Origin of the sequence: Aminiphilus circumscriptus DSM 16581, from assembly GCF_000526375.1 — a bacterium.
GTDB classification, from domain to species: Bacteria; Synergistota; Synergistia; order Synergistales; family Aminiphilaceae; genus Aminiphilus; species Aminiphilus circumscriptus.
The window spans coordinates 1-21,435 of sequence record NZ_JAFY01000002.1 but is presented as its reverse complement, the minus strand read 5'-3'; the positions used below and the strand labels follow the sequence as shown (position 1 = coordinate 21,435).

The 21,435-nt window shown below is 55.8% G+C and carries 15 protein-coding genes, 1 pseudogene and 1 CRISPR repeat array; of the genes and pseudogenes, 11 read left to right on the top strand and 5 right to left on the bottom strand.

The genetic code is table 11. The annotated features are described in order from the left end of the window. Positions 1-111: 111 nt before the first annotated feature. Positions 112-888, bottom strand: coding sequence for an IclR family transcriptional regulator (locus K349_RS0100715; protein WP_026367995.1), 777 nt, complete (start codon positions 886-888; stop codon positions 112-114). 969 nt (positions 889-1,857) lie between these two features. Here K349_RS0100715 and trpB point away from each other — a divergent pair. The 8 genes from trpB (at position 1,858) to cas6 (ending at position 9,727) form a co-directional block, all read left to right on the top strand. Beyond that, the gene (gene trpB / locus K349_RS0100705) at positions 1,858-3,081 is read left to right on the top strand and encodes a tryptophan synthase subunit beta (RefSeq protein WP_157367308.1); all 1,224 of its coding nucleotides are present in this window, start codon (positions 1,858-1,860) and stop codon (positions 3,079-3,081) included. Between the two features lie 72 nt (positions 3,082-3,153). After that, entirely contained in the window at positions 3,154-3,978 is an 825-nt protein-coding gene (locus tag K349_RS15905; RefSeq protein WP_051464157.1) for an MFS transporter, read from the top strand. Between the two features lie 554 nt (positions 3,979-4,532). Next, positions 4,533-5,321, top strand: coding sequence for a DeoR/GlpR family DNA-binding transcription regulator (locus tag K349_RS0100695; RefSeq protein WP_051464156.1), 789 nt, complete (start codon positions 4,533-4,535; stop codon positions 5,319-5,321). Between the two features lie 49 nt (positions 5,322-5,370). Continuing rightward, the gene (locus K349_RS0100690; RefSeq protein ID WP_211240302.1) at positions 5,371-5,811 is read left to right on the top strand and encodes a PTS sugar transporter subunit IIB; all 441 of its coding nucleotides are present in this window, start codon (positions 5,371-5,373) and stop codon (positions 5,809-5,811) included. 21 nt (positions 5,812-5,832) lie between these two features. Beyond that, positions 5,833-7,113, top strand: a complete 1,281-nt coding sequence (locus K349_RS0100685; protein ID WP_026367990.1) for a PTS galactitol transporter subunit IIC — start codon at positions 5,833-5,835, stop codon at positions 7,111-7,113. Positions 7,114-7,132: 19 nt separating this feature from the next. Next, complete coding sequence (locus K349_RS0100680; RefSeq protein ID WP_026367989.1) at positions 7,133-7,633, top strand: PTS sugar transporter subunit IIA; 501 nt, start codon at positions 7,133-7,135, stop codon at positions 7,631-7,633. Next, positions 7,630-8,226, top strand: coding sequence for a beta/alpha barrel domain-containing protein (locus K349_RS0100675; protein WP_026367988.1), 597 nt, complete (start codon positions 7,630-7,632; stop codon positions 8,224-8,226). Before K349_RS0100680 ends, K349_RS0100675 begins: the two co-directional genes overlap by 4 nt. Positions 8,227-8,890: 664 nt before the next feature. Next, a complete protein-coding gene (gene cas6 / locus K349_RS0100670) occupies positions 8,891-9,727 on the top strand; it encodes a CRISPR-associated endoribonuclease Cas6 (RefSeq protein WP_026367987.1) in 837 nt (278 codons plus the stop codon). 588 nt (positions 9,728-10,315) lie between these two features. Here cas6 and cas3 read toward each other — a convergent pair. From cas3 to K349_RS0100645, 4 genes and pseudogenes are all read right to left on the bottom strand, one after another. Beyond that, positions 10,316-12,535: a CRISPR-associated helicase Cas3' gene (gene cas3 / locus K349_RS0100665; RefSeq protein WP_274703379.1), complete on the bottom strand. Its 2,220-nt coding sequence runs from the start codon at positions 12,533-12,535 to the stop codon at positions 10,316-10,318. After that, positions 12,504-13,217, bottom strand: coding sequence for a type I-B CRISPR-associated protein Cas5b (gene cas5b, locus K349_RS0100660; protein ID WP_026367985.1), 714 nt, complete (start codon positions 13,215-13,217; stop codon positions 12,504-12,506). The genes cas3 and cas5b overlap by 32 nt, the downstream gene beginning before the upstream one ends. 5 nt (positions 13,218-13,222) lie before the next feature. Further along, complete coding sequence (cas7b, locus tag K349_RS0100655; RefSeq protein WP_026367984.1) at positions 13,223-14,239, bottom strand: type I-B CRISPR-associated protein Cas7/Csh2; 1,017 nt, start codon at positions 14,237-14,239, stop codon at positions 13,223-13,225. Positions 14,240-14,280: 41 nt separating this feature from the next. Continuing rightward, positions 14,281-16,071 (bottom strand): annotated as a pseudogene (locus K349_RS0100645) (TM1802 family CRISPR-associated protein). 755 nt (positions 16,072-16,826) lie between these two features. Between K349_RS0100645 and cas4 the strand changes: the two are divergent. From cas4 to cas2, 3 genes are all read left to right on the top strand, one after another. Then, complete coding sequence (gene cas4 / locus K349_RS0100640; protein ID WP_034264145.1) at positions 16,827-17,345, top strand: CRISPR-associated protein Cas4; 519 nt, start codon at positions 16,827-16,829, stop codon at positions 17,343-17,345. Between the two features lie 309 nt (positions 17,346-17,654). Beyond that, a complete protein-coding gene (cas1b, locus tag K349_RS0100635) occupies positions 17,655-18,665 on the top strand; it encodes a type I-B CRISPR-associated endonuclease Cas1b (protein WP_026367980.1) in 1,011 nt (336 codons plus the stop codon). Positions 18,666-18,667: 2 nt separating this feature from the next. Continuing rightward, complete coding sequence (gene cas2 / locus K349_RS0100630; protein ID WP_026367979.1) at positions 18,668-18,931, top strand: CRISPR-associated endonuclease Cas2; 264 nt, start codon at positions 18,668-18,670, stop codon at positions 18,929-18,931. Positions 18,932-19,353: 422 nt separating this feature from the next. Then, positions 19,354-21,430: a CRISPR direct-repeat array (repeat unit 30 nt; unit sequence GTTGTGAGCCTTCCTACGAGGGATGGAAAC). Positions 21,431-21,435: the final 5 nt, after the last annotated feature.

Genomic DNA, 21,435 nt, shown 5'->3' with positions numbered 1-21,435 from the left:
GCGGCGCCCCTTTGCGCCGTCGTTTTTGTCCGCTCGCCGAACGGACAGGACATCCCGTCCGGCGCCGTGCCATCGCTTCGGAACCTGCGGCGGTGGCGGCTTCGGGCGGAATCACCCCCGAAGGGCGATCTTTCGGGTGATGACCCGGGCCGTTTCGAGCACGCCGTCCAGGTAGCTCTCCACAAGCGCCTCCCGGGAGAGCAGTGTCTTGGGACAGGAGAGGGCCACCGCGGCGAAGGCTCTGCCGTCCTTGTCGAACACCGGTGCGGCGATGCCCACGAAACCGATGCGGTATCCTTCGTTGCCCAGGTGGTACCCCTGTTCGCGGACTCTGCGATAGTGCTCCATGATCTGATCGATGTCCGTGAGGGTGTTCTCCGTCACTTTCTTCAGCGGGACCGCCGCCTCCAGCATGCGCCGGATCGTCGCCTGGTCCTGGTAGGCCGCCAGGAGGATCGCCGTGAGTCCCGCGTGGAGTGGAATTCCGCCTCCCTCGTAGGGACCGTAGGTCCGCCGGTCGTGGAGAAAATCCACGGAGAGGAGCAGAAAACACTTCCGCCCGTCCCAGATGCTCAGATAGGTGTGTCCCCTTCCTCCGGGCGTCGTCTCCTTGAGGCGGACCAGATGGGGCATGACCGTGTCCTCCAGATCGGATTGCTCCAGAAAGGCCTTGCCGAGCCGGACGAGAGAGGCCCCGAGGGTGTAACGCTTTGTCAGGGAATCGCGGAAGACGAACCCGCACTGTTCCATGGCGTCGAGCATGCTCAGCGCACCGGGCTTGCTCATGGAGAGAAAATCCGCCACCTCCGTGAGGGACATGGTGTAGGGCGGTTCGGCCAGTCTGTCCAGGACGGAGGCCGCTTTTTCGATGCTCGTGGGCGGTTTCATGTGCGGAGTTCCTCCTTTTTCATCGATGCGTGTTTGTGATGAACGTGAACATGAACATGAACGGGAAAAACGCCGTGTCTTCGAAGTGCAGAAATCGCCGCGACGGCGGATGTCGTGCTTTTTTCCGAGTGCGGGTGCTCCGCGGCGGATTTTGTCCGCACGCCGCTGCCGTGCCGAAGGAGCTGGACCGGAACCGTGTTTTACGCGGGAGCGTTTTGCAGCGACGAGGCCCTTGTGGTTAGATATAATCTAACTTAGTAAGATAATAAAGGTATTATAACAAGTCCTGTAGCGCAATACAAGAGCATGGACGCAGTTGGATCCGAGGGCAATAAAGTTTTTCGATGTCGGGATTGTTGTGTCGCGTGCAACGGCTTCGGGAGAAGGTGCATCTGTCCGGGACAGGCCGCCGGGTCATTTTCGCTGCCTGTTGCTGGAGTGGGGGATGTCGTGTCTCGCTTCGGCGGGTGCCGTCGTGACGGGGTTCTCGCTCGGTGGAGGGGCGACGGAACGGCGTTGACAGAGGCGCGGTTTCCGTGGTATGGTCCCGTCCATGACGCAGAAGGGTGCAGTGTCCAGGAACGGTTTTCGTCTGACGCATTTCTGGTGGTGGTGGCCTTAGGGTCCCGCCGCCTTTGACCTGTTTTTCAAGGGGGGCCGCGGGACAGGCGCATTCCCGCGGCCCCCTGCGTTGTCCTTTTCGGGGCCGTCGCGACGACGGCCCTTTTTGTATGTCGGTCCGTCGCGAAGCGGCGGGCGCGGACGACGCGAACGCAAGCGGGAGAACGCGGAGCGAACGGAAAAGAGCGCCCGGAAGAAAGGGGCATGGAGAAGAAGGAAGAGAGCAGAGAAAAGGCGAGGAGTGGAGAAGGGAAGGGGAAAGAAGAGGAGCGGTGAGAAGGGGAAGAAAAACGCAGCGCAGCGGAGGGACATCGAAAGAAACCAGAGGAGGCGAGGAACATGGCAGAGATGAGCAAAGGCGGAACGGCGGTTTTGAACGAACAGGGTGCGGCGCGGACGAAGCGGGGCTATTTCGGCCCTTACGGCGGCAGATTCGTTCCCGAGGGGATCGCGGTGCTTTTGGAAGAGCTGGAGAAGGCCTTCGACGAGGCCGTGGCGGATCCGACGTTCCGGAAGGAGCTGGACGAAGTGCTGGTGGAGTTCGTGGGCAGACCTTCCCCCGTGACGGAGTGCCGGAACCTCTCCAGGGCGTGCGGCGGCGGGCGGCTCTTTCTGAAGCGGGAGGACCTGAACCACACGGGGGCGCACAAGATCAACAACGCTCTCGGACAGGGGCTTTTGGCGAAGCGCATGGGAAAGAAGCGCCTCATCGCCGAGACCGGCGCGGGAATGCACGGAACGGCCAGCGCCACCGCGGCGGCGCTGCTCGGCATGGAGTGCGTTGTCTACATGGGCGCGGTGGACGTGGCGCGTCAGGCTCCCAACGTGGGGCGCATGCGTGCCCTCGGCGCAACGGTGGTCCCCGTCTCCTTCGGTCAGGCCACGCTCAAAGAGGCGGTGGACGGCGCGCTCGCGGCGTGGATGGAGGATCCCGAGGCGTTCTATCTCCTCGGTTCCGCCGTCGGCCCCTCTCCCTATCCCGAAATCGTCCGCTTCTTTCAGAGCGTCATCGGCAGCGAGGCCCGGACGCAGATGCTCCAGCGGGAGGGACGGCTTCCCGACGAAGTGGTGGCCTGTGTCGGCGGCGGCAGCAACGCCATCGGCATCTTCTCCGGATTTCTTGCGGACCCGCAGGTGGCCATCACGGGCGTGGAGCCCGCGGGCAAGGGGCTGCACCTCGGCCTCGGCGCCCACGCGGCCACTCTCGTAGCGGGTTCTCCCGGCGTCGTCCACGGCTTCAACACCTATGTGCTCGCCGACGACGCGGGCGAGCCCGCTCCGGTCTATTCCATTGCTCCGGGGCTCGATTATCCTGGCGTCGGCCCAGAGCACGCCTATCTCAAAGATACCGGGAGGGTGCAGTATGTGGCCGTCACCGACGAGGAGGCCATCACCGCCTTCGGGCGCCTCTGTCGGGAAGAGGGCATCATTCCCGCCATCGAGAGTTCCCATGCGCTCGCCTACGCGCTGAAGAGGCTTCCCTCGATGGAGAAGGAACAGATCCTCCTGGTGAACCTCTCCGGCAGGGGTGACAAGGACCTGGACACGCTCCTGCCGCTGCTCGGGTTGTAGGTTTCGTGTCGTTCCGCCGCGTAAGGCTGCGGCGGAACGCCGCCCTCGCGACGGTCGCGCCGTCGTGGAAGCGTGCCCTGCGCCGCGGTGCAGGGCACGCCGCGTCGAGGAGTGCAAGATCTTGCGGCGGCGGGCGGAGCCGTGGTGGGAAGGGCGGTCGTGCAGGATCTCGCCTCGGGTGCAGAGGCGCACCGGGTGATGTCCTACATCACCATGGTTTTCGGCCTCGCTCCCGCTATCGCCCCCATTCTCGGCGGATGGCTGCACGTGCTTTTCGGCTGGAGATCGGTCTTTCTCTTCCTCGCGGCCTTTGCCCTGCTCATGAGCGTCGCGTTCTTCCGTCTGCTTCCGGAGAGCCTTCCCCGGGGGATGCGCCACCGCTTCCGACCCGCGGGCATCCTCGCCGACTACGGAAAGGTCGTCCGGAACATGCGCTTTCTCCGGCTGATCCTGTCCATGGGAACCTTCTTCATCGGATTCGGGCTCTACATCGGCTCGGCGGCCAGTTTCGTCATCAACATCCTCCACCAGCCCGAGACCGGATTCGGCTGGCTCTTCGTTCCCCTCGTGGCCGGCATGGTCACGGGGGCCGCCACCTCGGCGCGGCTGACGCGCCGCTTTTTCCACCGGGGCCATCATCCGGATCGGCTTCGGCGTCATGGGGGTGGCGGCGCTGTGCAACGTGGCCTACACCGCCCTGTTTGCCCCCGCACTCCCCTGGGCGGTCCTGCCCCTCATGCTCTACGCCTTCGGCATGAACATCGCTGCGCCGGGGATCACCGTCACGGCCCTTGCACTCTTTCCAGAAAGCCGGGGCTTGGCGGCTTCGCTGCAGGCCTTCGTCCAGACCCTCATCCTCGCCGTCGTCTCGGGGTTTCTGGCGCCGCTGCTCTATGACAGCGCCTTCAAGCTCGCCTGCGGCGTGCTTGCGGCGCTTCTCTCAAGCCTCGCCCTATGGAATCTCTGAATAAGGCTACGTCAGCCTCGCAGGGCGCCTCGCAGAGCCTGACGCGACCCGAGTCAAGGAAAAGCGAAAGGTCTTTCTTCAGAGCTTCCCTATATCTTCCGAAAAGTCACTACGGCGAAAAGTAGCGGGGACAAAGCCCTCTTCTTCGAGGATGTTCCCGGATTTTTTCCGTATCCGCAGAAAATCCCACTCTCAAAGACGGGGCCCGGCGTTTAATGGTCCTTTCCCGTCGGATCTCCCGGAGTTGTGTGTCTTGAAAAAAGATCCGGCCTTCGGTAAAGGCCGGATCTTCTCCTGCCGTGCATGTCTTCTTGCTTTGTCGCTGCCACGGTGACTTTTACTGATCAATATCAATCAAAAAAAATGATCGATATTGATTTCTTTGTGTGCCTCCCGTACACTGGTGTCTAATGAATCGAGAATCGCTGTGCGATGCGCTGCGGGACCAGCGGTTCTTCATCCCATGTACGGGGAGGAACGGAATATGCAGAGGCAGGCTCATCCTTCGATTCTTCCGGCGGAGCGCCAGAGAAGAATTCTGGAAGCAATTCGCTCCGGTGGCGGGGTGACGGTGGAGGGTCTGGTCAGTCATCTCGGAGTTTCCGAGGCCACGGTTCGGCGGGATCTCGAAGCACTCAGCGCCAAGGGGCTGGTGAGCCGGACCCATGGCGGCGCTGTCTCTCCCGGGACCAGTACGGCTTTCGAGGACAGTTATGCGGAAAAACAGTTCAAGAACCTGGAGGAAAAATGTCGTATCGGCGCCGTTGCAGCCGCGCTGGCGGCGGATGGAGAGGCCATCGCTCTGGATGCGGGTTCGACGACGCTGGAAGTCGCCAGGAGGCTGATCAATCTCAGGCACTTGACGGTCATGACGTACGATCTTCTGATTGCCGGAACGGTGGACTACAACCCGACGAGTTCGGTTCTTCTGGCGGGGGGCAGGGTTCGTCGGGGGTTCGGTTTGACTCTCGGGAGCGAGACGGAACGTTTCTTCCGCCGCGTGCGGGTGAATAAGGCTTTCCTCGGGGCGGACGCCATTGACCCGGACCGGGGAATCTTCAATGCGAACTTCGAAGAAGCGGCCGTCAAGCAGCTCCTCATCGAATCGGCGTGTGAAGTGATCGTCGTCGCGGACCGTTCCAAGTTCGGAAAGACGGCCCTGGTGGAAATCTGCGGTATGGAACGCATCACGCGGATCGTTACCGATAGGGGAGCCGACCCTGCAGCTCTAGATGCTCTCCGCAGGAATGGCGTGGCGGTCACGCTCGCCTGAGACGTGCGGGTGAGCGAAAGGGGGCGGATCAAACACGGTGGATGACTCAATGCGTTGGGAGAAGCGGGTTGCGGATTGGCGGTGGCGCCATGGAACGTCCGAGTCGCTGGCGGAGGAATGTGTCGTTTTCGACGCGTTCACCCTTGATTCTCTCGGGAAAGGTGGAGTGTCCATGGATGCGGTGAAAAGAACGTATCGGATCGTTGTAGCTTGTGGAACCGGTATTGCCACATCGACGCATGTCGCTCTTAAGCTGAAGGAAATGCTTGCCGAGCGTGGAAAGGACCGTGTCGAGATCGTGCAGTGCCGCGTTCCGGAAATACCAGCCTATGCGGAAGATGCCGACGCGGTCGTCTCGACGGCTCAGGTCCCTTATGAGCTTTCCGTCCCTGTATTCACCAGCGCTATTGCTTTCCTGACGGGAATCGGCATGGAGGAGCTCGTGGACGAAATCGCCGCCAAACTCGACGAAAACATGTCTGCCACGTAATCGAAAGGAGTGGGGTAAGAGATGGAAAGCATCAAGACGATCAGTGATTTCATGACGGGATTGGGTCCCACCATCATGCTTCCAATCGTGGTTTTTTGCCTGGGCTTGATCCTGGGGCAGAAGCCGGGAAGGGCCCTCACTTCGGCAATTACGGTGGGTGTTGGATTCGTCGGACTGAACTTGGTGATCGGTCTGTTGCTGGGCGCCCTGGATCCTGCGACCAAGGCCCTTATTGCCGCTACCGACGTCAAGCTCGAAGCGGTCGACGTCGGGTGGGGAGTGGGTGCTGCAATCGCGTTCAGCACTACCATCGGTGCCCTCATCATTCCACTGGCTTTCGGCATCAACATCGTAATGCTCCTCACGAAAACCACGAAAACTCTCAATGTGGACATGTGGAATTTTTGGCATTTCGCGTTCACCGGATCGGTGGTCTATTTAGTCTCGGGTGGCGGCGGCAAGGGGCTGATCCTGGGCCTCGCGGCTGGAGGAGCACACTGCGTGATTGCCTTGCTCATCGGGGATTATACGGCGAAGAGAGTGCAGGAATTCTTTCACCTGCCGAACATCTCCATTCCCCAAGGGTGGTGCGTCACCAGCGTCCCGATCATTGCCGTTCTCGACTGGATCATGGAGCGCATTCCCGGTCTGAGGAACATAAACTGGGACGAAAAGACTATCCGGGAGAAGTTGGGCGTTCTCGGACAGCCCGTCACGATGGGAGCGGTCCTGGGATTGTTCCTGGGCTTCTTCGCCTATGGTTTCGCGAAAAATACCTTTCTCCTGGCGGTTCAGATGGCGGCGGTCATGCTGCTGGTTCCGCGCATCATCGCAATTTTTATGGAAGGGTTGACTCCTCTCTCTGAGGCGGGGAGACAGTTCATGCAGAAGCACTTCAAGGGGCGCGATTTCTACATCGGTCTCGATTCGGCCATTCTCATAGGACACCCCATCACCATCGCGGCAGCCATTGTTCTGATTCCGATCACGCTTCTTCTCGCCTTCGTTCTTCCGGGCAACCGGGTATTGCCCTTCGCGGACTTGGCGGCCACTGCGTTCTTTGTCTGCATGGTTCCGCCCATGACGAGAGGGAATCTTTTCCGCACGATTCTCTACGGCACGATCATCATGGCGATGATTCTCTATCTCGCCGGCTCTTTTGCGCCGGTCATCACCGATATCGCCCGGTCGAGCGGTGTCTACGCCATTCCCGAGGGAGCGACGATGATCTCCGGGCTTTCCAACGGAAACTGGATTGCCTGGATCATGATGAAGATCACCCAGCTTCTCTTCGGCGCGTGAGCGGAGGGATGCGTGTCTGATGCAGCGCTCGCTTGCCGACCTTCTGAGGGAAGATCTCATCGCGGTTCACGTGGAGGCCTCCGATGCGGAGACGGTCATTCGTGCTCTCGCGTCTCGCTTGGTCGAAAAGGGGTTCGCGGAGCCGGGGTACGCGGATGACGCCGTTGCGAGGGAGAAGATCTATCCCACCGGATTGCCCACGCTACCTCTGGGAACGGCGATTCCTCATGCCGATCCGGACCGGGTCTCCGCCTCGGGAATCGCTGTCGGTATCCTTGCGTCGCCCGCGGCTTTCGGACTGATGGGAACAGACGGATCCAGCACGGTCACGGCAAAGATCGTCTTCCTCTTGGCGATCAGGGAAAGAGAGAAGCAGGTAGGGTTGATCCGAGAACTGGTAGAACTCCTGCAGAATCCGACGCTGCTGGAGCGTCTCGGAAACGTCGAGACGGAGGGAGAGGCGTTGCGCCTTCTGCTCTTTCCTCCTGCCGCCTTGGAGGAAAGAGAGACCGGGCGATGAGAATTTCCCCCTCCATTGCCTCCGCCGATCCGCTGCGCTGGCGCGAGGCGCTCTGTGCGGTGGAGCAGGGAGGTTACCGGGATCTACACATCGATATTGAGGACGGAAACTTCATCCCGAATATCACCTTCGGGATGAAGGCCGTCCGAGCATTCCGGAGGGTCACGGCTCTTCCATTTTCTTTTCATCTCATGGTAAACCGGCCGTCGACCTACCTGGAGGACATCTCCGAGATGGGGGCTTCCATTGTCTTTGCCCACGTGGAGGCCCTGGACTACCCCTCGGATTTTCTCGCCTTGGCCCGGAAAGCCGGGCTTCGAGCGGGACTGGCCTTCAACCCAAAAACATCACCGGAACCCCTCCTGTACCTGGCGGATCGCCTCGATGGTGTCCTGGTCCTCACCGCGGAACCTGATGGCCGGGGGCAAGAGTTTCTCCCGGTCATGATTGCCAAAGTACGAATGAGCACGCGTCTGTTTCCCGCTGCAGAGATCTGGGTCGACGGCGACCTGAGTCGGGATTGTCTGGAGGAGATGGAACGGGCCGGAGCGACTGTGGCTGTCATGGGCAGGGCCGTTTTCGGGTATTCCTGACGATTCGCACGGAAGGGCTCTCCGAGTTGTGCGGTGAACCAGGAAGGATTGTTGCATAGCATCTCGAGATCTAAGAGGGGGTTTTTTTTACGTTCAAAAAATTTTTTGATTATATCTCTTGTTGAAATATGCAAGTCGAGGGTTGGTGTTATGATGCGACTATCATGAGAGAGAAGCTGGAGGTGAGATATCAAGATGCCCAAGGATGAAGATGTTTTGATTTTTGTTTTAAATACTCTAAGGCAGTAAATTATTTCCAGTGGCTATGGTGGTTAAGGTTATTATTTTGCGTGATACTATTTGAAAAATATTTCTATCAGGGTTGGAAACATTATTGCTCTCGTGGAAAACAACACATATGACTTAGGTTTCCTATGAGGGATTGCCTTTGTAAATCGCAAGGAAGCTCTGAATAAAGGTCTTTCACTTTCCCTTGACTCGGGTCGCATCAGGCTCTACGAGGCGCCCTGTGGGGCTGACGCAGCCTTATTCAGAGATTCCACAAGGAATTGTGGGATTTCGCGGGGGTGAAGGCGGACAATCGGGACTTGCGGCAGGATTGAAAAATAAGAGAGGATGAATATACTGAGAAAAAGCTCCTCTTTTTTGGAGGTGGATTGGCAATGTTGTTTGTTTCTTGGAAAAATGAGAAAGCGCCATGCGCATGACGGTTCATATTGAATCCAAACAGAGCGGTCCCGTGCGTCTCCCCGAAGCGTATCGGCATTATCTGCAGGCCGCCGTATACGGGCTCCTCTCGGAGGACCTCGCGGCGTTCCTCCACGGTCCGGGATTTCTCTTCGAAAAACGTTCCTTCCGCCTCTTCACGTTCTCCCGGCTTCAAAGCGTCTCCCCTCCTCGAAGAGAGAAAGACGTTCTTCTCTTCGACTCGCCTCTCTCGTTCGTCCTTTCTTCTCCCGTGCTGGATATTCTCGAGGAGTGCGCCCAGGGACTTCTTTCGGGGCGGCTGTTCCGTCTGGGGAACAACGAACTGCTCTGTTCCGGCGTGGAAGTGACGGCTCCCGTGGTGGCAGGAACGCGGGTCCTGCTGCGCACGCTCTCGCCCATTACGGTCTACTCCACGCTGCGCAGAGGGGACGGGCGCCCCTACACGGTGTATTACGAGCCGCAGGAAACGGCCTTTTCAGAACAGATTGCGTCGAACCTCCGAAAAAAACAGGCCGCTCTCGCCGGAACTGCGGAGAAGAACTGCCCCGGCGAACGCGACGACGCGGAGGTTTCGCAAGACCCTTTGCTTCGTTTTCGCCCCGTGGGAAGGGTGCATCGCGTGACCGGCTTTTTTTCTCCCGGGGATACCTTTCCGGTGAAGGGGTGGGACGGCCTGTTCCGTCTCGAAGGGCCGCAGGAGCTGTTGCAGCTCGCACTAGACGCGGGGCTGGGTGCGAAGAATTCGAGCGGCTGGGGATGCGTCGAACTGGTGCGGGAGGCGGGAGATGCGGAGGAGGCGACCGGAGCGGTTTCCGCGGTTCCTTGCGGATAAGGTTCCGGGCCGGAGGGCGGCCTTGAGGGGGAGTTGTATCACGTATTTTTTGTAAAAGGTGAATTCATGTGATTTATTTGGGAATCGAGGGCTCCCTTGAGGATAATCCAGATAACCCTCTGATTTTGCCCATCAGTAGTCGTGGACACACGACTTTGCGGCAAACATCGCTTCGAAAGTTTCGGAACTCACATTTCCGAAAGTAGTGTGACGCCGGACGCGGTTGTAGGTGACGGAATATACTCGAAGACCGTTTGTCGGAACACCTCTTGCGTGGAAAGTGGTTGTCGTTGTCGTGAATCGCCTCGATCTCAAGGGAATAATGAAGAAACTCTCGGTGCATGCGTTGTCGAAACAGTTTTCCTTATCGCCCATGCGACAGCACAGTTCGTGCCGCGTGGGTAAATCTCGGTACAAGGCGGAGCAATAGCGGCTCCCACAGTCCGAATGAACGGGGAATGCCATTCGAAGCACATCGCGCACCAACTCGGCGGTCATGCGTTCGCTCATGGTCTACCTCTGATAGGTGTTGTACTTACTTTTTAGAATGTCCATTAAAAGTACGGTAGGATCACTCCTTCAGAAGAATCAGACGAAGCACCCATTTATGTCGTCGTCCTCTTCTTCTGGGGGAGTGAAGCCCGTCACCGGGTCGTAGAGTATGCTCACAGCTTCCTTCGACAGGAACCACATGTCGCTGTTGTTGATCTGTCTTAACGGATTTTTGGAGGAAAGAATAGAGGAAGACTTTTCGCGGCATTTTAGAAGAAGCTTTTCAGGAATTTCTACGGCATGTTGTTGAATTTCCCTGAGAAAAGACTTCTTTTCTTCTATGTTTTTGAGATTCCATTCTTCTTTGATTAAAAAATCCACAAGTTCGCCTACGTTGGAATCTTCCGCCTCCACCACCAGCGTCACCAGCGCTGGTCTTTCTTTCGCGTAAAGGGGAGGCAGCGTCGCCCATTTTCCCTTGACGATGTCATCCCAAAGGCCGCTGCCTTTTTTGCTTCCCGAGACTCGTTCATAGTATTTACCTACCACATCTCCGATCTGACGCTCCTCGAACTCCGAAATTTCGCTTGTTACTTCCTCCATGGCCTGAAGCAATATAGAGTCATAAACCATGCGGGAGAAACGTTTTCCTCTATCATTCTTGAGCCTCACGACCAGTACCATGCCGACGTTACGCTTGCCGTGGCGGTTGCAGCGGCCCGCCACCTGTATTACGCTGTCTAAGGGGCCCTCGTCCCGGGCTACCCAATGGAAATCCAGGTCTACCCCTGCTTCCACTACCTGCGTAGAAACCAGAAACCGCGGATGATCTTCTTTCTCGAGGTCCCTGAGCTTTTTCAAGGTTCGCCTGCGGTGCGCCGGTGTCATCCACGTGGAGAGGAAAAGGACCGGCCCCCGAGAAATTTGTTGCTTTTCCTGCATTTCGCACATGATTTTGTGGATTTTGAGCGCTTCTCTGCGGGTGTTGGCCACGATGAGCCCCGAGGGCTCTTTTAAGGGAAGATGGTGATTAAGTACATCCGGTAATTTCCCGAGGGAGAGTTCCTCGCGCAGGATCTTGCAGTGGTATCTATTTGATATGGGTTTTTGGCATGCACACGGAGCGATTTCCGTGGCGGATTCCGCTATATGGGGTTGTGTTGCTGTCATGAGAATAAAAGCGGTTTTGAACTTTTTCGAAACGAGATGCAGTGTCTTGCCCAATCCTGCCCAGTGCTCTGCCTGAATAGATTGGGGTTCGTCCAAAATAACCACCGACTTCCCGAGCTGATGGAAATTGATGGTGGAGTTGACCCTGTCACCATAAAGAACCTCCCAGAGGTGAGCCATGGTGGTAATTACCACCGGAAGATGCCAATAACGAAACAGTGCCTCCATTCTTTTCAAAGGAGACGGAGTGTCGTCATCCCCACCTCGTTTAATCATGGAATGATCTTCCTGGACTGCGTCCTCGCCGAGGAGCCGACGGGCTACCTCTGCATTCTGCTCGGTGATGCTGATGAACGGTAGAGCGTAGATGATGGACTGATAACCGTGTTTTTTCGCCCACATATGGGCTATCTCAAGGCCGATGGTGGTTTTTCCCGTCCCGGTGGGAAGCGTCAAGGTATACACTCCGGGTTCTCCCCTGCACTTTGCATTATCAAGACACTCAACCCGGACTTCTTGCCTCCACTTGTCGAGGTCATTCCTTTGGTCGAAGCTGGGTTGCTTGAACCGAAGAGGCGTGGGGTCGAAGCCCGAGACTCCCAGGGCATCCATTCTGTCGGCGGCAATAAAATACGATAGTAGAGCGCGATATCTTAACCAAAAGTTCTCGTCTGTCTTAAATTCGAAGAGCAGGTCATTATTAATCTTTTCCCACGTTGCGTCGTTCAGCGAGGGTTCCCATTCCGGCAAGATTTCTTTTATTTTTGAGACGATATCGCATAGTTTAAAGTCATCATTTACCCAAAAGGATTTCACGTCTTCAATGTTCTTGAGTGAACCGTGATGACAACGGACTAGTTCGGCTGCCATCACATCGTGCGTTAGATCCAGGGTGAAAAAGGAGGAGCTTTCCGAGTGAGGCGTTCCTTCTCCCTTTCCCTCAAGGTACCGCTGCCATTTGTCCCGTGCTTTTGCCAGGTCATGGGTAAGGCTCATATCAAAAAGCTTTTCAATGTCCGCTTTGTCTAGCACGCCATGGGTCTGGGCCAGGCGTTTCGCCAAGGCTGCTACACCCTCCAGGTGGTCGACGAGACATTTGTCCGGATGGCTTTTCTTACCAGTGAGGGAACCAGGCCACCACGTCATCATTGCATCTCGTGACATAGGCGTCTCCTTTATCTGTCAGGCAGAGCTTGCGGCCCTTTGGGTTATAGAGCACATCGATAACTCTTTCGAGGGCACGTTGGCGATCCATGGAGAAGGGCATCCGTTCCCTGAACGCCCCCCCGGAAGCTACAACGTCGATGGACATGTTTTCTTTCCAGGGGATCACGCTGTCCACGCATATTTTTTTATCTTCTTCGTCTTCTACGTTCAGAGTCGTCGGCTCAAAAGAACCGGCGTAAGATATGTTTGCCAGGGCATACGCCACGCCAAGATATGGAGTGTAGACGAAGCTTTCCGCCTCGAGGCGAGGCCTCAAACGTTCTTCCACCGCTCCTTCCACGTAGATTCTATACTTTGGCGACAGGACGAACTGGTGCTTCACTGGGCTGTGAGTGTTGTCTCTGTGATCGAAAAAGTTGAGTCCATGACGGGCAATGGTTCCGGCATGGAGTATCCGCAGTGCAACACGATTCCCTTTCATCTCCTCCCAGAAATCGGCAGCGCAGCCATTGGAGTGGCTCCCACTCTTAAACCCCACTATGGCACCGATAAGCCCTGCTATTGCCGTAGGAGGCGGAAAGGGAAACGATATCGACGAGGTGGTGGTGTAGGATTTTCGGAACATAGCCATGGGGCCGTTGATATCGAAAGCCAGGGCCATTGACCTCACCTCGTCTCTTCCTTGACCCTTTCTTCTCCGAGGATGTTCTTCAGTTCGTCTTTACCAGAGATGTTGAGCTGTCCGTTGTGGATCAGCCGAAGTTGGTCGATATTGTCCTTTTTAGATTCCACTGCCTTTAAAAGAAGGGCGATATCCAACAATACCGAGTCCAGAGATCGCAGGGCGTACTGGGCGTTCTCGTCCAACGTTTTGCAGTCAAGGGTTTTGAGGCTCACGCGCTCGTCCAAGGCTCCTATGAGGCCATCAAATTCCTCTCGGTAAGTGATCTCTAGAAGCAGGAGGGGTGTGTGTCCCACCTTACTTCGGCTGATGAGGTTTTCAGTACCCTTCCAGAGGGTATCTACAAGATCATTGAGGTCTTCCTCTGTGGCCCCCGAGTCTTTTGAGGCGTGCTGATTGGCTATGGCGTAGCTCGCTATCACGCAGAAGGGCACGATATACTCATTTCTGAAGGAGCGCTGCTCTTTTCCCTCCGTGGCAAAAGCCGCAGTGCCCTGGACGAACTGCTCCCGGACTCTGTGAAGGCTCCGTCCCCACTTAAACTGCACTGGACCGCACCAGGAAAAAGACTTCCCTTTGCTGGAGACATTTTCCTCCGCATTCTCCATGTTTTCAGCGGCCTTGTTTTTCTTGCTTTTGCCGGATGCTTTCTCTTCCTTAATAGTACAAGTAACGCCAAACAACCTTGCGTCTATGCATGAATTTATTATGTCTTTTATTGAGTCTCCTGATTTATTATTTTTTAATTTTTTGTCTAGTTGTCTCTTGAGCTCATCTACTCTTTTGTTAAGGGTTACGGCCTTTCCGTCCACGAAGACGTTCTTGCCTCCCTCGCGAATCCATTGATCCCGAACGGTTCGCTTTATCCTCACGTCAGAGACCAGGATTTGTCCCGTCTCTTCGTCCTTCCTCGGGGCGTTGCCGTTCAGAGGATCTCCGTTCGGGTTTGCATCCCTCACGCTGTAGAGGAAGAGAAATTCTCTGCGCCTCTCAAAGGCCATATGTGATTCCTCCTTTTATGAAATAAAAAATTTGATTATAATTATTCTGTTTTTGCGTCTAGATCATTCGACTCCGAAGGTGCAATTTTCTCCTCTGGAAAAATGTCTTTATAGTAGCGCCACGCGTTGACGAAAGCTATTGCGAAAGCGAAATTGCCATCCACTCCGAGATCTTTCCCTTTGTCCGAGAGCAGAAGATCGCCTGCTGTGCCAAGAAGTTGTGCTACTCTGCCCGCATTTTCCAGATGGTAAGCCTTTGAGAGCTCTGGTACACGAGAGAGGAGTTTCTCGAGGTCCCGCATCTGCATCCTTCCGAAGGAGATCTGTTTGAAGAGCGGTGCGTCCAAAAGGTTCTCCGCCTGCTGTGACGCCACAATGCTCAGCACGATGCCGCTCAAAAACACCCCCCTGCCCGCGTCGGTTTGTACATAGGGGTCTGAAAAGCGATCGAAGAAGTCGAGTTTCACGCACATTCACCTCTCATTCGTTCGAACTAGAAAATCCACAACCCGCGCCATGCTTATCACAGGATCCTCCCTAATGCCGGATTCATCCCCTTTATCTCTGCTCTTTTCCCTTCTGTTGTCACTGTTGTGGAAATGGGCGGGAAGCCTGGAAACCGCGAGGCGCTTCGCCTCCCTTATATCCACCTGTTCCTCTCCCATGAGCCTTCCGATGATGTTCAATGCTCTGTCCCGAAGCCACTTCTTCTGGCTTTCATCCTTGGCATTCCAGAGAAAGAAGTTGCTGATGGCTCCAAAGGCGTAGTCCAGAGACTCCACATAATCACGCTGAGGTTTTGTTAGTTCGCCTTTAGGGGTGAAAGGGTATGCGGTCACTGCTCCCTTCCATTTTTCTTCCAGTCGCTTGAGTCGCGACGGCGGTATGTCCTCAACCATGAGATGTACTCTCTCCTGGGAATTGTTTTTCTCCCAGAACAGGAAATGGAAAACCAGCGACTCTTTCTGATTGGCCAGGAAACTGAAGAGTTTCTTCTCTTTCTTGATGCCGCGCCTCAGAAAATCCTTGGTCTCTTCGGCCACCGCCGGAAGATGTTTCGACATATCGCCATCGGTGAAGAGCAACTCCGGGATCACGAAGACGTGAAGCCCCGGAAAGATGCCGCTTCGCATGTAGTGTTCCTCGATATACCCTCTTCCCCGAGACATCAGGCCACAGCAATTCTGACAAAGGGGCCAGATCTTTCCGGACACGGCTTTCCCCTGGTTGCCCGGCAGAAAGCTCGGTTTGTCAAGAGTGGCAAACTTGAAAATCTTATCCAGGTTAAAATGAGGCTCGGAAGCATGGATTTCACTAAGACAAGAGGAGCAGCGCAAGGTAGGAGAGGAGGCAAGCTTCTCTCTAGTCTTCTTTGGAGAGGAGGCAAGCTTCTCCCTAACCTTCTCTTTGAAATATCTGCGATAAGCTGGAATTTCACCAGGCCAAAGAAATTCCCCTGACGGAGATTTGGCGCCGAACACTAAAAGCGTCGAGGCATTGGCATCTTTCCAAAGAGAAGCGAGATTCTCAACGTGCTCCTCGAGGTCCTTCATGATTCGCTCGACACTTCCAGATGTCCACACACTGCACGTCTCATATGCTTGCAAAACGCTCTTTTTAAGCTTGAAAAACCTGGTTTCTGTATTCTCGTTCCAAGAGCCGCCTTCTCCCACAAGCTCTTCCTGTGCGTTTGCGTTTTTTTTCGCCTTTCCCAGCTTATACAAGGGGGAGTATTGCCACTTGATGTTCGTCCCAGCAGGGGAGTGATACAAATACTTTTTTTTAATGTCTTCTGGGTCAGGTGCATCCCCACCGGCGCTGTACTCCACCATGTCAATCTTTTCTATGCCCAAGATGTCGAGAGGGAGATCTTCGTTGACGAGATTTTTCTCCAAATCACTAACCTTGCACCATATGCGTATGACCTTTGGCGGAGTACCCTTCCCCTTTGGCAAGGGTAAAGGAAGTTGAAGAAGATTGGCGATTTCTACCAATGGATCGTTTTTTTCATTTGTTTTTTTAACGCTCTCCCCCTCTTGTGTAAGTTCTTCTTCCATTTTTCCAAGTGCTTTTATTGCATCAAGAAAGCCCATGGAGCGCCACCTTCTTTAGTGAATTATTTTTTATTCATATTTGTGCTTTAAGAGAGGGCTTCGCGTGCCTGAATCTGACAGGGTTCTCGCTCGCAATTTTAGTTAGTAAGATATGTCAATGACTCTGGCCACAACAATACTCTAAAGTTTTTTGTGGAAATAATTATTTAACTCAATAAAATGAAGAATTTATTTCAATAGTTAAAGTAAACTTTTAAACAAAACGTGAAATCCGTGGACGTGGTCGAGCTGATTTCCAACGCAAGCGAGATCTTATCCGACAATTCTGAAAAATTTTTAGTTAAGGTTATTCCTCGCTCTATGTTATCATAATCAGCTGAAATTGGAAAGTCTCTGAAATATTCGTGGTAAACTTACCCTAGGGATGGATCAGGTGATACACTATGCTCAGATTGTTTGCTTTGTGTAGAGGAGATGTCCCATGTTCGAGTGTTGCATCTCGCAAGCCTTTTTCACCAGGACGCGGCAGGACGATGACTGGCCCGATTCTTTCTGAATCCGCCCGCATCGGCGGAACGCTGGTCTGGTACGCCGCGATCTGTTCGCGCCAGGTGTGGCTCATGGCCCGCGGCGTGGAGCCTGACCGGCGGGACGAACTGCTCCGCCTCGGGCGACTGAACGACCGGGAAACCTACGTCCGCGACCGGCACGATATTTCCTTTGGGGACAACCGCTTCGACATCCTCCGCGAAGAGGGCGGCACCCTCGTCGTGGCGGAGGTGAAGAAAAGTTCGCGAAGCATGGCCGCCGCAAGGCTCCAGCTCGGTCACTATCTGTATGAGCTGGAGAAGCAGGGCCAGGAGGCGAAGGGGGTTCTGCTCTTTCCCCAGGAGCGTCGCCGGGAGGAGGTGCTCCTGGACGAACCCCTCCGGAAGCGCCTGGACCGGATCTACGAGGAGATCAGGGCCATTGCGAGCGCTGCCTCTCCGCCGCCTCTTGCGCGCTGCGCCTATTGCCGGTCCTGTGCCTACGGCGAATGGTGCTGGAGTTGAAGGTGCTCCGATCCGGATGCGTGCCGGAGCCGAAGCGGGCAGAACCGGAGTGGCGTGGGGCTTGAACGATCGGGTGGAAGGGGCGCCCGAAGCCAGACCGGCGACTTTGAACGCGGGACCCGAGCCTTGTCTCCAAGCACTAAGGAAGCTCTGAATAAAGGCCTTGCGCTTTTCCTTGACTCGGGTCGCACCAGGCTCTGCGAGGCTGACGCAGCCTTATTCAGAGGCTTCCTAAAGTAAAGCTCTGCACCCAAACGCGGAACCCGAGTTTTTCCCCCAGGCTTCTGAATGCGCGAGGGGAGGTAACGAATGGGACGTACGCTGTACCTTCTTTCATCGGGAGAGCTGAAGCGCAAGGACAACACCATCGTCGTGGAGAGCGAGACCGGACGGCGTTTCGTTCCCGTGGAGACGACGGACGAAATTCTCGTGTTCGGGGAGGTGACGCTGAACAAGCGTTTTCTCGAGTTCGCAACGACGACGCAACTGATCCTTCATTTCTTTAATCATTACGGTTATTATCAGGGAACCTACTATCCACGGGAGCACCTCAACGCGGGCGCGGTAGTGGTGGCCCAGGTGAAGGCCTACCTCGACGGAGCGGAGCGCCTGGTCTTGGCGCGGCGCTTCGTGGACGGGGCGACGTCGAACATGGAGAAAGTCCTTGCCTACTACGCCAATCGCAAGGAGATTCCGGAGCGTCGAGAGTGCATCGACGAAGCTGCGGCGGAACTCCGTCGCTTTCGCGAACGCCTGGAGGACGCCGAGGACGTGGCACAGCTCATGGCCTTCGAGGGAAATGCCAGAGACGCCTATTACGGCGCCTTCGACGCCATCGTGGAGGACGAGCGTTTTCTCTTCGGAGGCCGGAGCCGGCGTCCGCCGGGAAACCGGATGAATGCACTCATCAGCTTCTGCAATTCCCTGTGCTATGTGGCGGTGCTCTCCCAGATCTACCGGACGCATCTGGATCCGCGCATCGCCTACCTGCACGAGACGAACTTTCGCAGATTCAGCCTGAACCTTGATCTGGCGGAGATTTTCAAACCAATCCTCGTGGATCGGGTCATCTTTTCCCTGCTGAATCGAAAGGCGCTTCAGCCGAAACATTTTTCCACCTCCGGCGAGGGCGTGCTGCTCACCGACGCGGGGCGGGAGATCGTCCTCAAAACCTGGGAGGAGCGCCTCCAGGGCACCATTGACCACTCCACGCTGAACCGCAAGGTGAGCTACAGAACTCTTTTGCGCATGGAAGCCTACAAGCTGGAGAAGCACATTCTCGGGGATCATCCCTACGAGCCCTTTGTTTCCAGGTGGTAGCCGTGTTCGTCATCATGGTCTACGATGTGGGGGAAAAGCGAGTCGCCCGGGCATTGAAGGTGGGGCGGCGCTATCTGTCCTGGGTACAGAACTCTGTCTTCGAGGGTGAACTCTCGCCCGCGGTCTACCAGCAGCTCAAGGCGGACATGCGGCACGTTCTCGACAGGGAATACGACAGCGTTATCTTCTACACCTGGCGCACCGAGCGTTACGCTACCCGGGAAATCCTGGGTCAGGAGCGGGGAAGCGGGGATCAGTTTCTCTGACGGAGCGTCAAGGCAATGCCGGATCCGAAACTCTCTCATGCGCCTGTCGTTCCTGTCGTCCTTGCTGTTTTGTTGCCTCATGTCGATTACCTCGTCCGCCGTCTGGAGCCCACACCGTTATCGTCCTTGTTGTTGTGTTTGTTGCTGTTGTTCTTGTTGCCCCTGTGGTGCCTGTTCTTCTGTCCATGTTTGTGTGGCTCTGCTCCGGGAAAGTTCACCATGTGGGACCAGCCGACGCCGCCTTTGAAGTTTGCCTGCGTCCACCCTCGGTAGCGAGTAAAACCCGGGAGATCGACGCAGCGAGGCAAGACTCCCGAATTCTGTGACGGCAACGAGTTCGACGCAACACGCATCTTGACAACCGTAATGTTTCTTGCTCTGGCCACCCGACGGAAAAGCGGGTATGATGAGTGTCGCGGCGGGTTGTGAGCCTTCCTACGAGGGATGGAAACTTTCAATCGACAGTAGGGAGCCTGATATCACAAGCGGTTGTGAGCCTTCCTACGAGGGATGGAAACGCGCGGTCGTCGTGCCGTCGCGGATCTCGACTCTGGGTTGTGAGCCTTCCTACGAGGGATGGAAACTTCCATGGAATTCCACGAAACCAGAAGATTCGATGAGTTGTGAGCCTTCCTACGAGGGATGGAAACCAACCAGATCCAGACACGAGACCCCGCACCCGCTCGTTGTGAGCCTTCCTACGAGGGATGGAAACACTGGCGACAGTGAGTCCAAGCATCTCGTCAGGGACGTTGTGAGCCTTCCTACGAGGGATGGAAACGCGGCTGGTCTCATCGCAGGCCTTGTTGTCGAAATGGTTGTGAGCCTTCCTACGAGGGATGGAAACCAATTTCAGCTAACTCGGCAGCAATGGCATCGCTCGGTTGTGAGCCTTCCTACGAGGGATGGAAACAGAAGGCATTCCTTCGCAACCTCGACCGCAGTCATAGTTGTGAGCCTTCCTACGAGGGATGGAAACTCGGATTATGAATTGGGAGGTGGTTGAGAAGGGGGAAGTTGTGAGCCTTCCTACGAGGGATGGAAACGAGACATCCTCCATGGAGATCCCGTCGAGCGTTGTCGTTGTGAGCCTTCCTACGAGGGATGGAAACCAAAAATCCGGGGACTAACTGAGCGCCCAAACAAGGTTGTGAGCCTTCCTACGAGGGATGGAAACTATGATCGACCACTACAACCTCATACTCCCGTCCATGTTGTGAGCCTTCCTACGAGGGATGGAAACGAAATTCCCTGGCCCAAAGAGCGCCAGCATACTCTCGTTGTGAGCCTTCCTACGAGGGATGGAAACTTTGTCCCCGTAGATAGACGGGGGCAATCTGGGGAGTTGTGAGCCTTCCTACGAGGGATGGAAACTCACGTCCGATGGCCACTGATGTTCGTTCGCGGTCGGTTGTGAGCCTTCCTACGAGGGATGGAAACGTGGCACCGACGAGGGAATATGGCGCAGGGTGCGCGTTGTGAGCCTTCCTACGAGGGATGGAAACATCGGCGTCGGCTCGGAACTCTTGAACGGTCATTTCGTTGTGAGCCTTCCTACGAGGGATGGAAACAGGATAGCCGCGCTCCAGAGCAACCCTGTGGCTGCCTCGTTGTGAGCCTTCCTACGAGGGATGGAAACTTCATTCAGATATGTAGGCATATCAATCATCCTCTGTTGTGAGCCTTCCTACGAGGGATGGAAACATCTCAAGTGCTTTTCGCAGGAGATCAATGACGTCTCCGTTGTGAGCCTTCCTACGAGGGATGGAAACTTCAGATTGAACGCCATTTGCGTACCTCCTTCATGGGTTGTGAGCCTTCCTACGAGGGATGGAAACGGTCACCCGGTCCCTTCCGATCCAGTACGCCACGTGTTGTGAGCCTTCCTACGAGGGATGGAAACTCGCAAGGGCCTACCAGTATCGAATCTGCAGATCCAGTTGTGAGCCTTCCTACGAGGGATGGAAACGCGGCGGCGGTGGCGGAGGCGGAGGGGTCTCGAATCGTTGTGAGCCTTCCTACGAGGGATGGAAACGATTTTGCCGCCCCGAGTGGCCTTGGTGCGCCTGCTCGTTGTGAGCCTTCCTACGAGGGATGGAAACCGACGTCATACACGTCGCCTCTGTGGGGCAGTCCGGTTGTGAGCCTTCCTACGAGGGATGGAAACATCTCATCCCAAGGCCTGCAGCGAAAAACGCACGCCGTTGTGAGCCTTCCTACGAGGGATGGAAACGGGTATGGCTCGGTCTTCGATCTTCCCCCTGGGGTGGTTGTGAGCCTTCCTACGAGGGATGGAAACCAACTATCTTCGGGGCCTGAAGGTGCGCAGGACGGTGTTGTGAGCCTTCCTACGAGGGATGGAAACTTTGGCTCTCGCTCTGTGCTCACCGTACCAATGCCAGGTTGTGAGCCTTCCTACGAGGGATGGAAACTCCAACAATGAGCGAGGCAGAGCTTGAGTCCTTCCCAGTTGTGAGCCTTCCTACGAGGGATGGAAACACATA

Coding starts and splice junctions, on each gene's coding strand:
- K349_RS0100675 (WP_026367988.1), top strand. CDS start 7,630: ATGAGAATTTCCCCCTCCATTGCCTCCGCCGATCCGCTGCGCTGGCGC.
- cas7b (WP_026367984.1), bottom strand. CDS start 14,239: ATGGCCTTTGAGAGGCGCAGAGAATTTCTCTTCCTCTACAGCGTGAGG.
- cas3 (WP_274703379.1), bottom strand. CDS start 12,535: ATGACGTGGTGGCCTGGTTCCCTCACTGGTAAGAAAAGCCATCCGGAC.
- K349_RS0100685 (WP_026367990.1), top strand. CDS start 5,833: ATGGAAAGCATCAAGACGATCAGTGATTTCATGACGGGATTGGGTCCC.
- K349_RS0100715 (WP_026367995.1), bottom strand. CDS start 888: ATGAAACCGCCCACGAGCATCGAAAAAGCGGCCTCCGTCCTGGACAGA.
- trpB (WP_157367308.1), top strand. CDS start 1,858: ATGAGCAAAGGCGGAACGGCGGTTTTGAACGAACAGGGTGCGGCGCGG.
- K349_RS0100695 (WP_051464156.1), top strand. CDS start 4,533: ATGCAGAGGCAGGCTCATCCTTCGATTCTTCCGGCGGAGCGCCAGAGA.
- cas6 (WP_026367987.1), top strand. CDS start 8,891: ATGACGGTTCATATTGAATCCAAACAGAGCGGTCCCGTGCGTCTCCCC.
- cas1b (WP_026367980.1), top strand. CDS start 17,655: ATGGGACGTACGCTGTACCTTCTTTCATCGGGAGAGCTGAAGCGCAAG.
- cas5b (WP_026367985.1), bottom strand. CDS start 13,217: ATGGCCCTGGCTTTCGATATCAACGGCCCCATGGCTATGTTCCGAAAA.
- cas4 (WP_034264145.1), top strand. CDS start 16,827: ATGACTGGCCCGATTCTTTCTGAATCCGCCCGCATCGGCGGAACGCTG.
- K349_RS0100690 (WP_211240302.1), top strand. CDS start 5,371: ATGCGTTGGGAGAAGCGGGTTGCGGATTGGCGGTGGCGCCATGGAACG.
- K349_RS0100680 (WP_026367989.1), top strand. CDS start 7,133: ATGCAGCGCTCGCTTGCCGACCTTCTGAGGGAAGATCTCATCGCGGTT.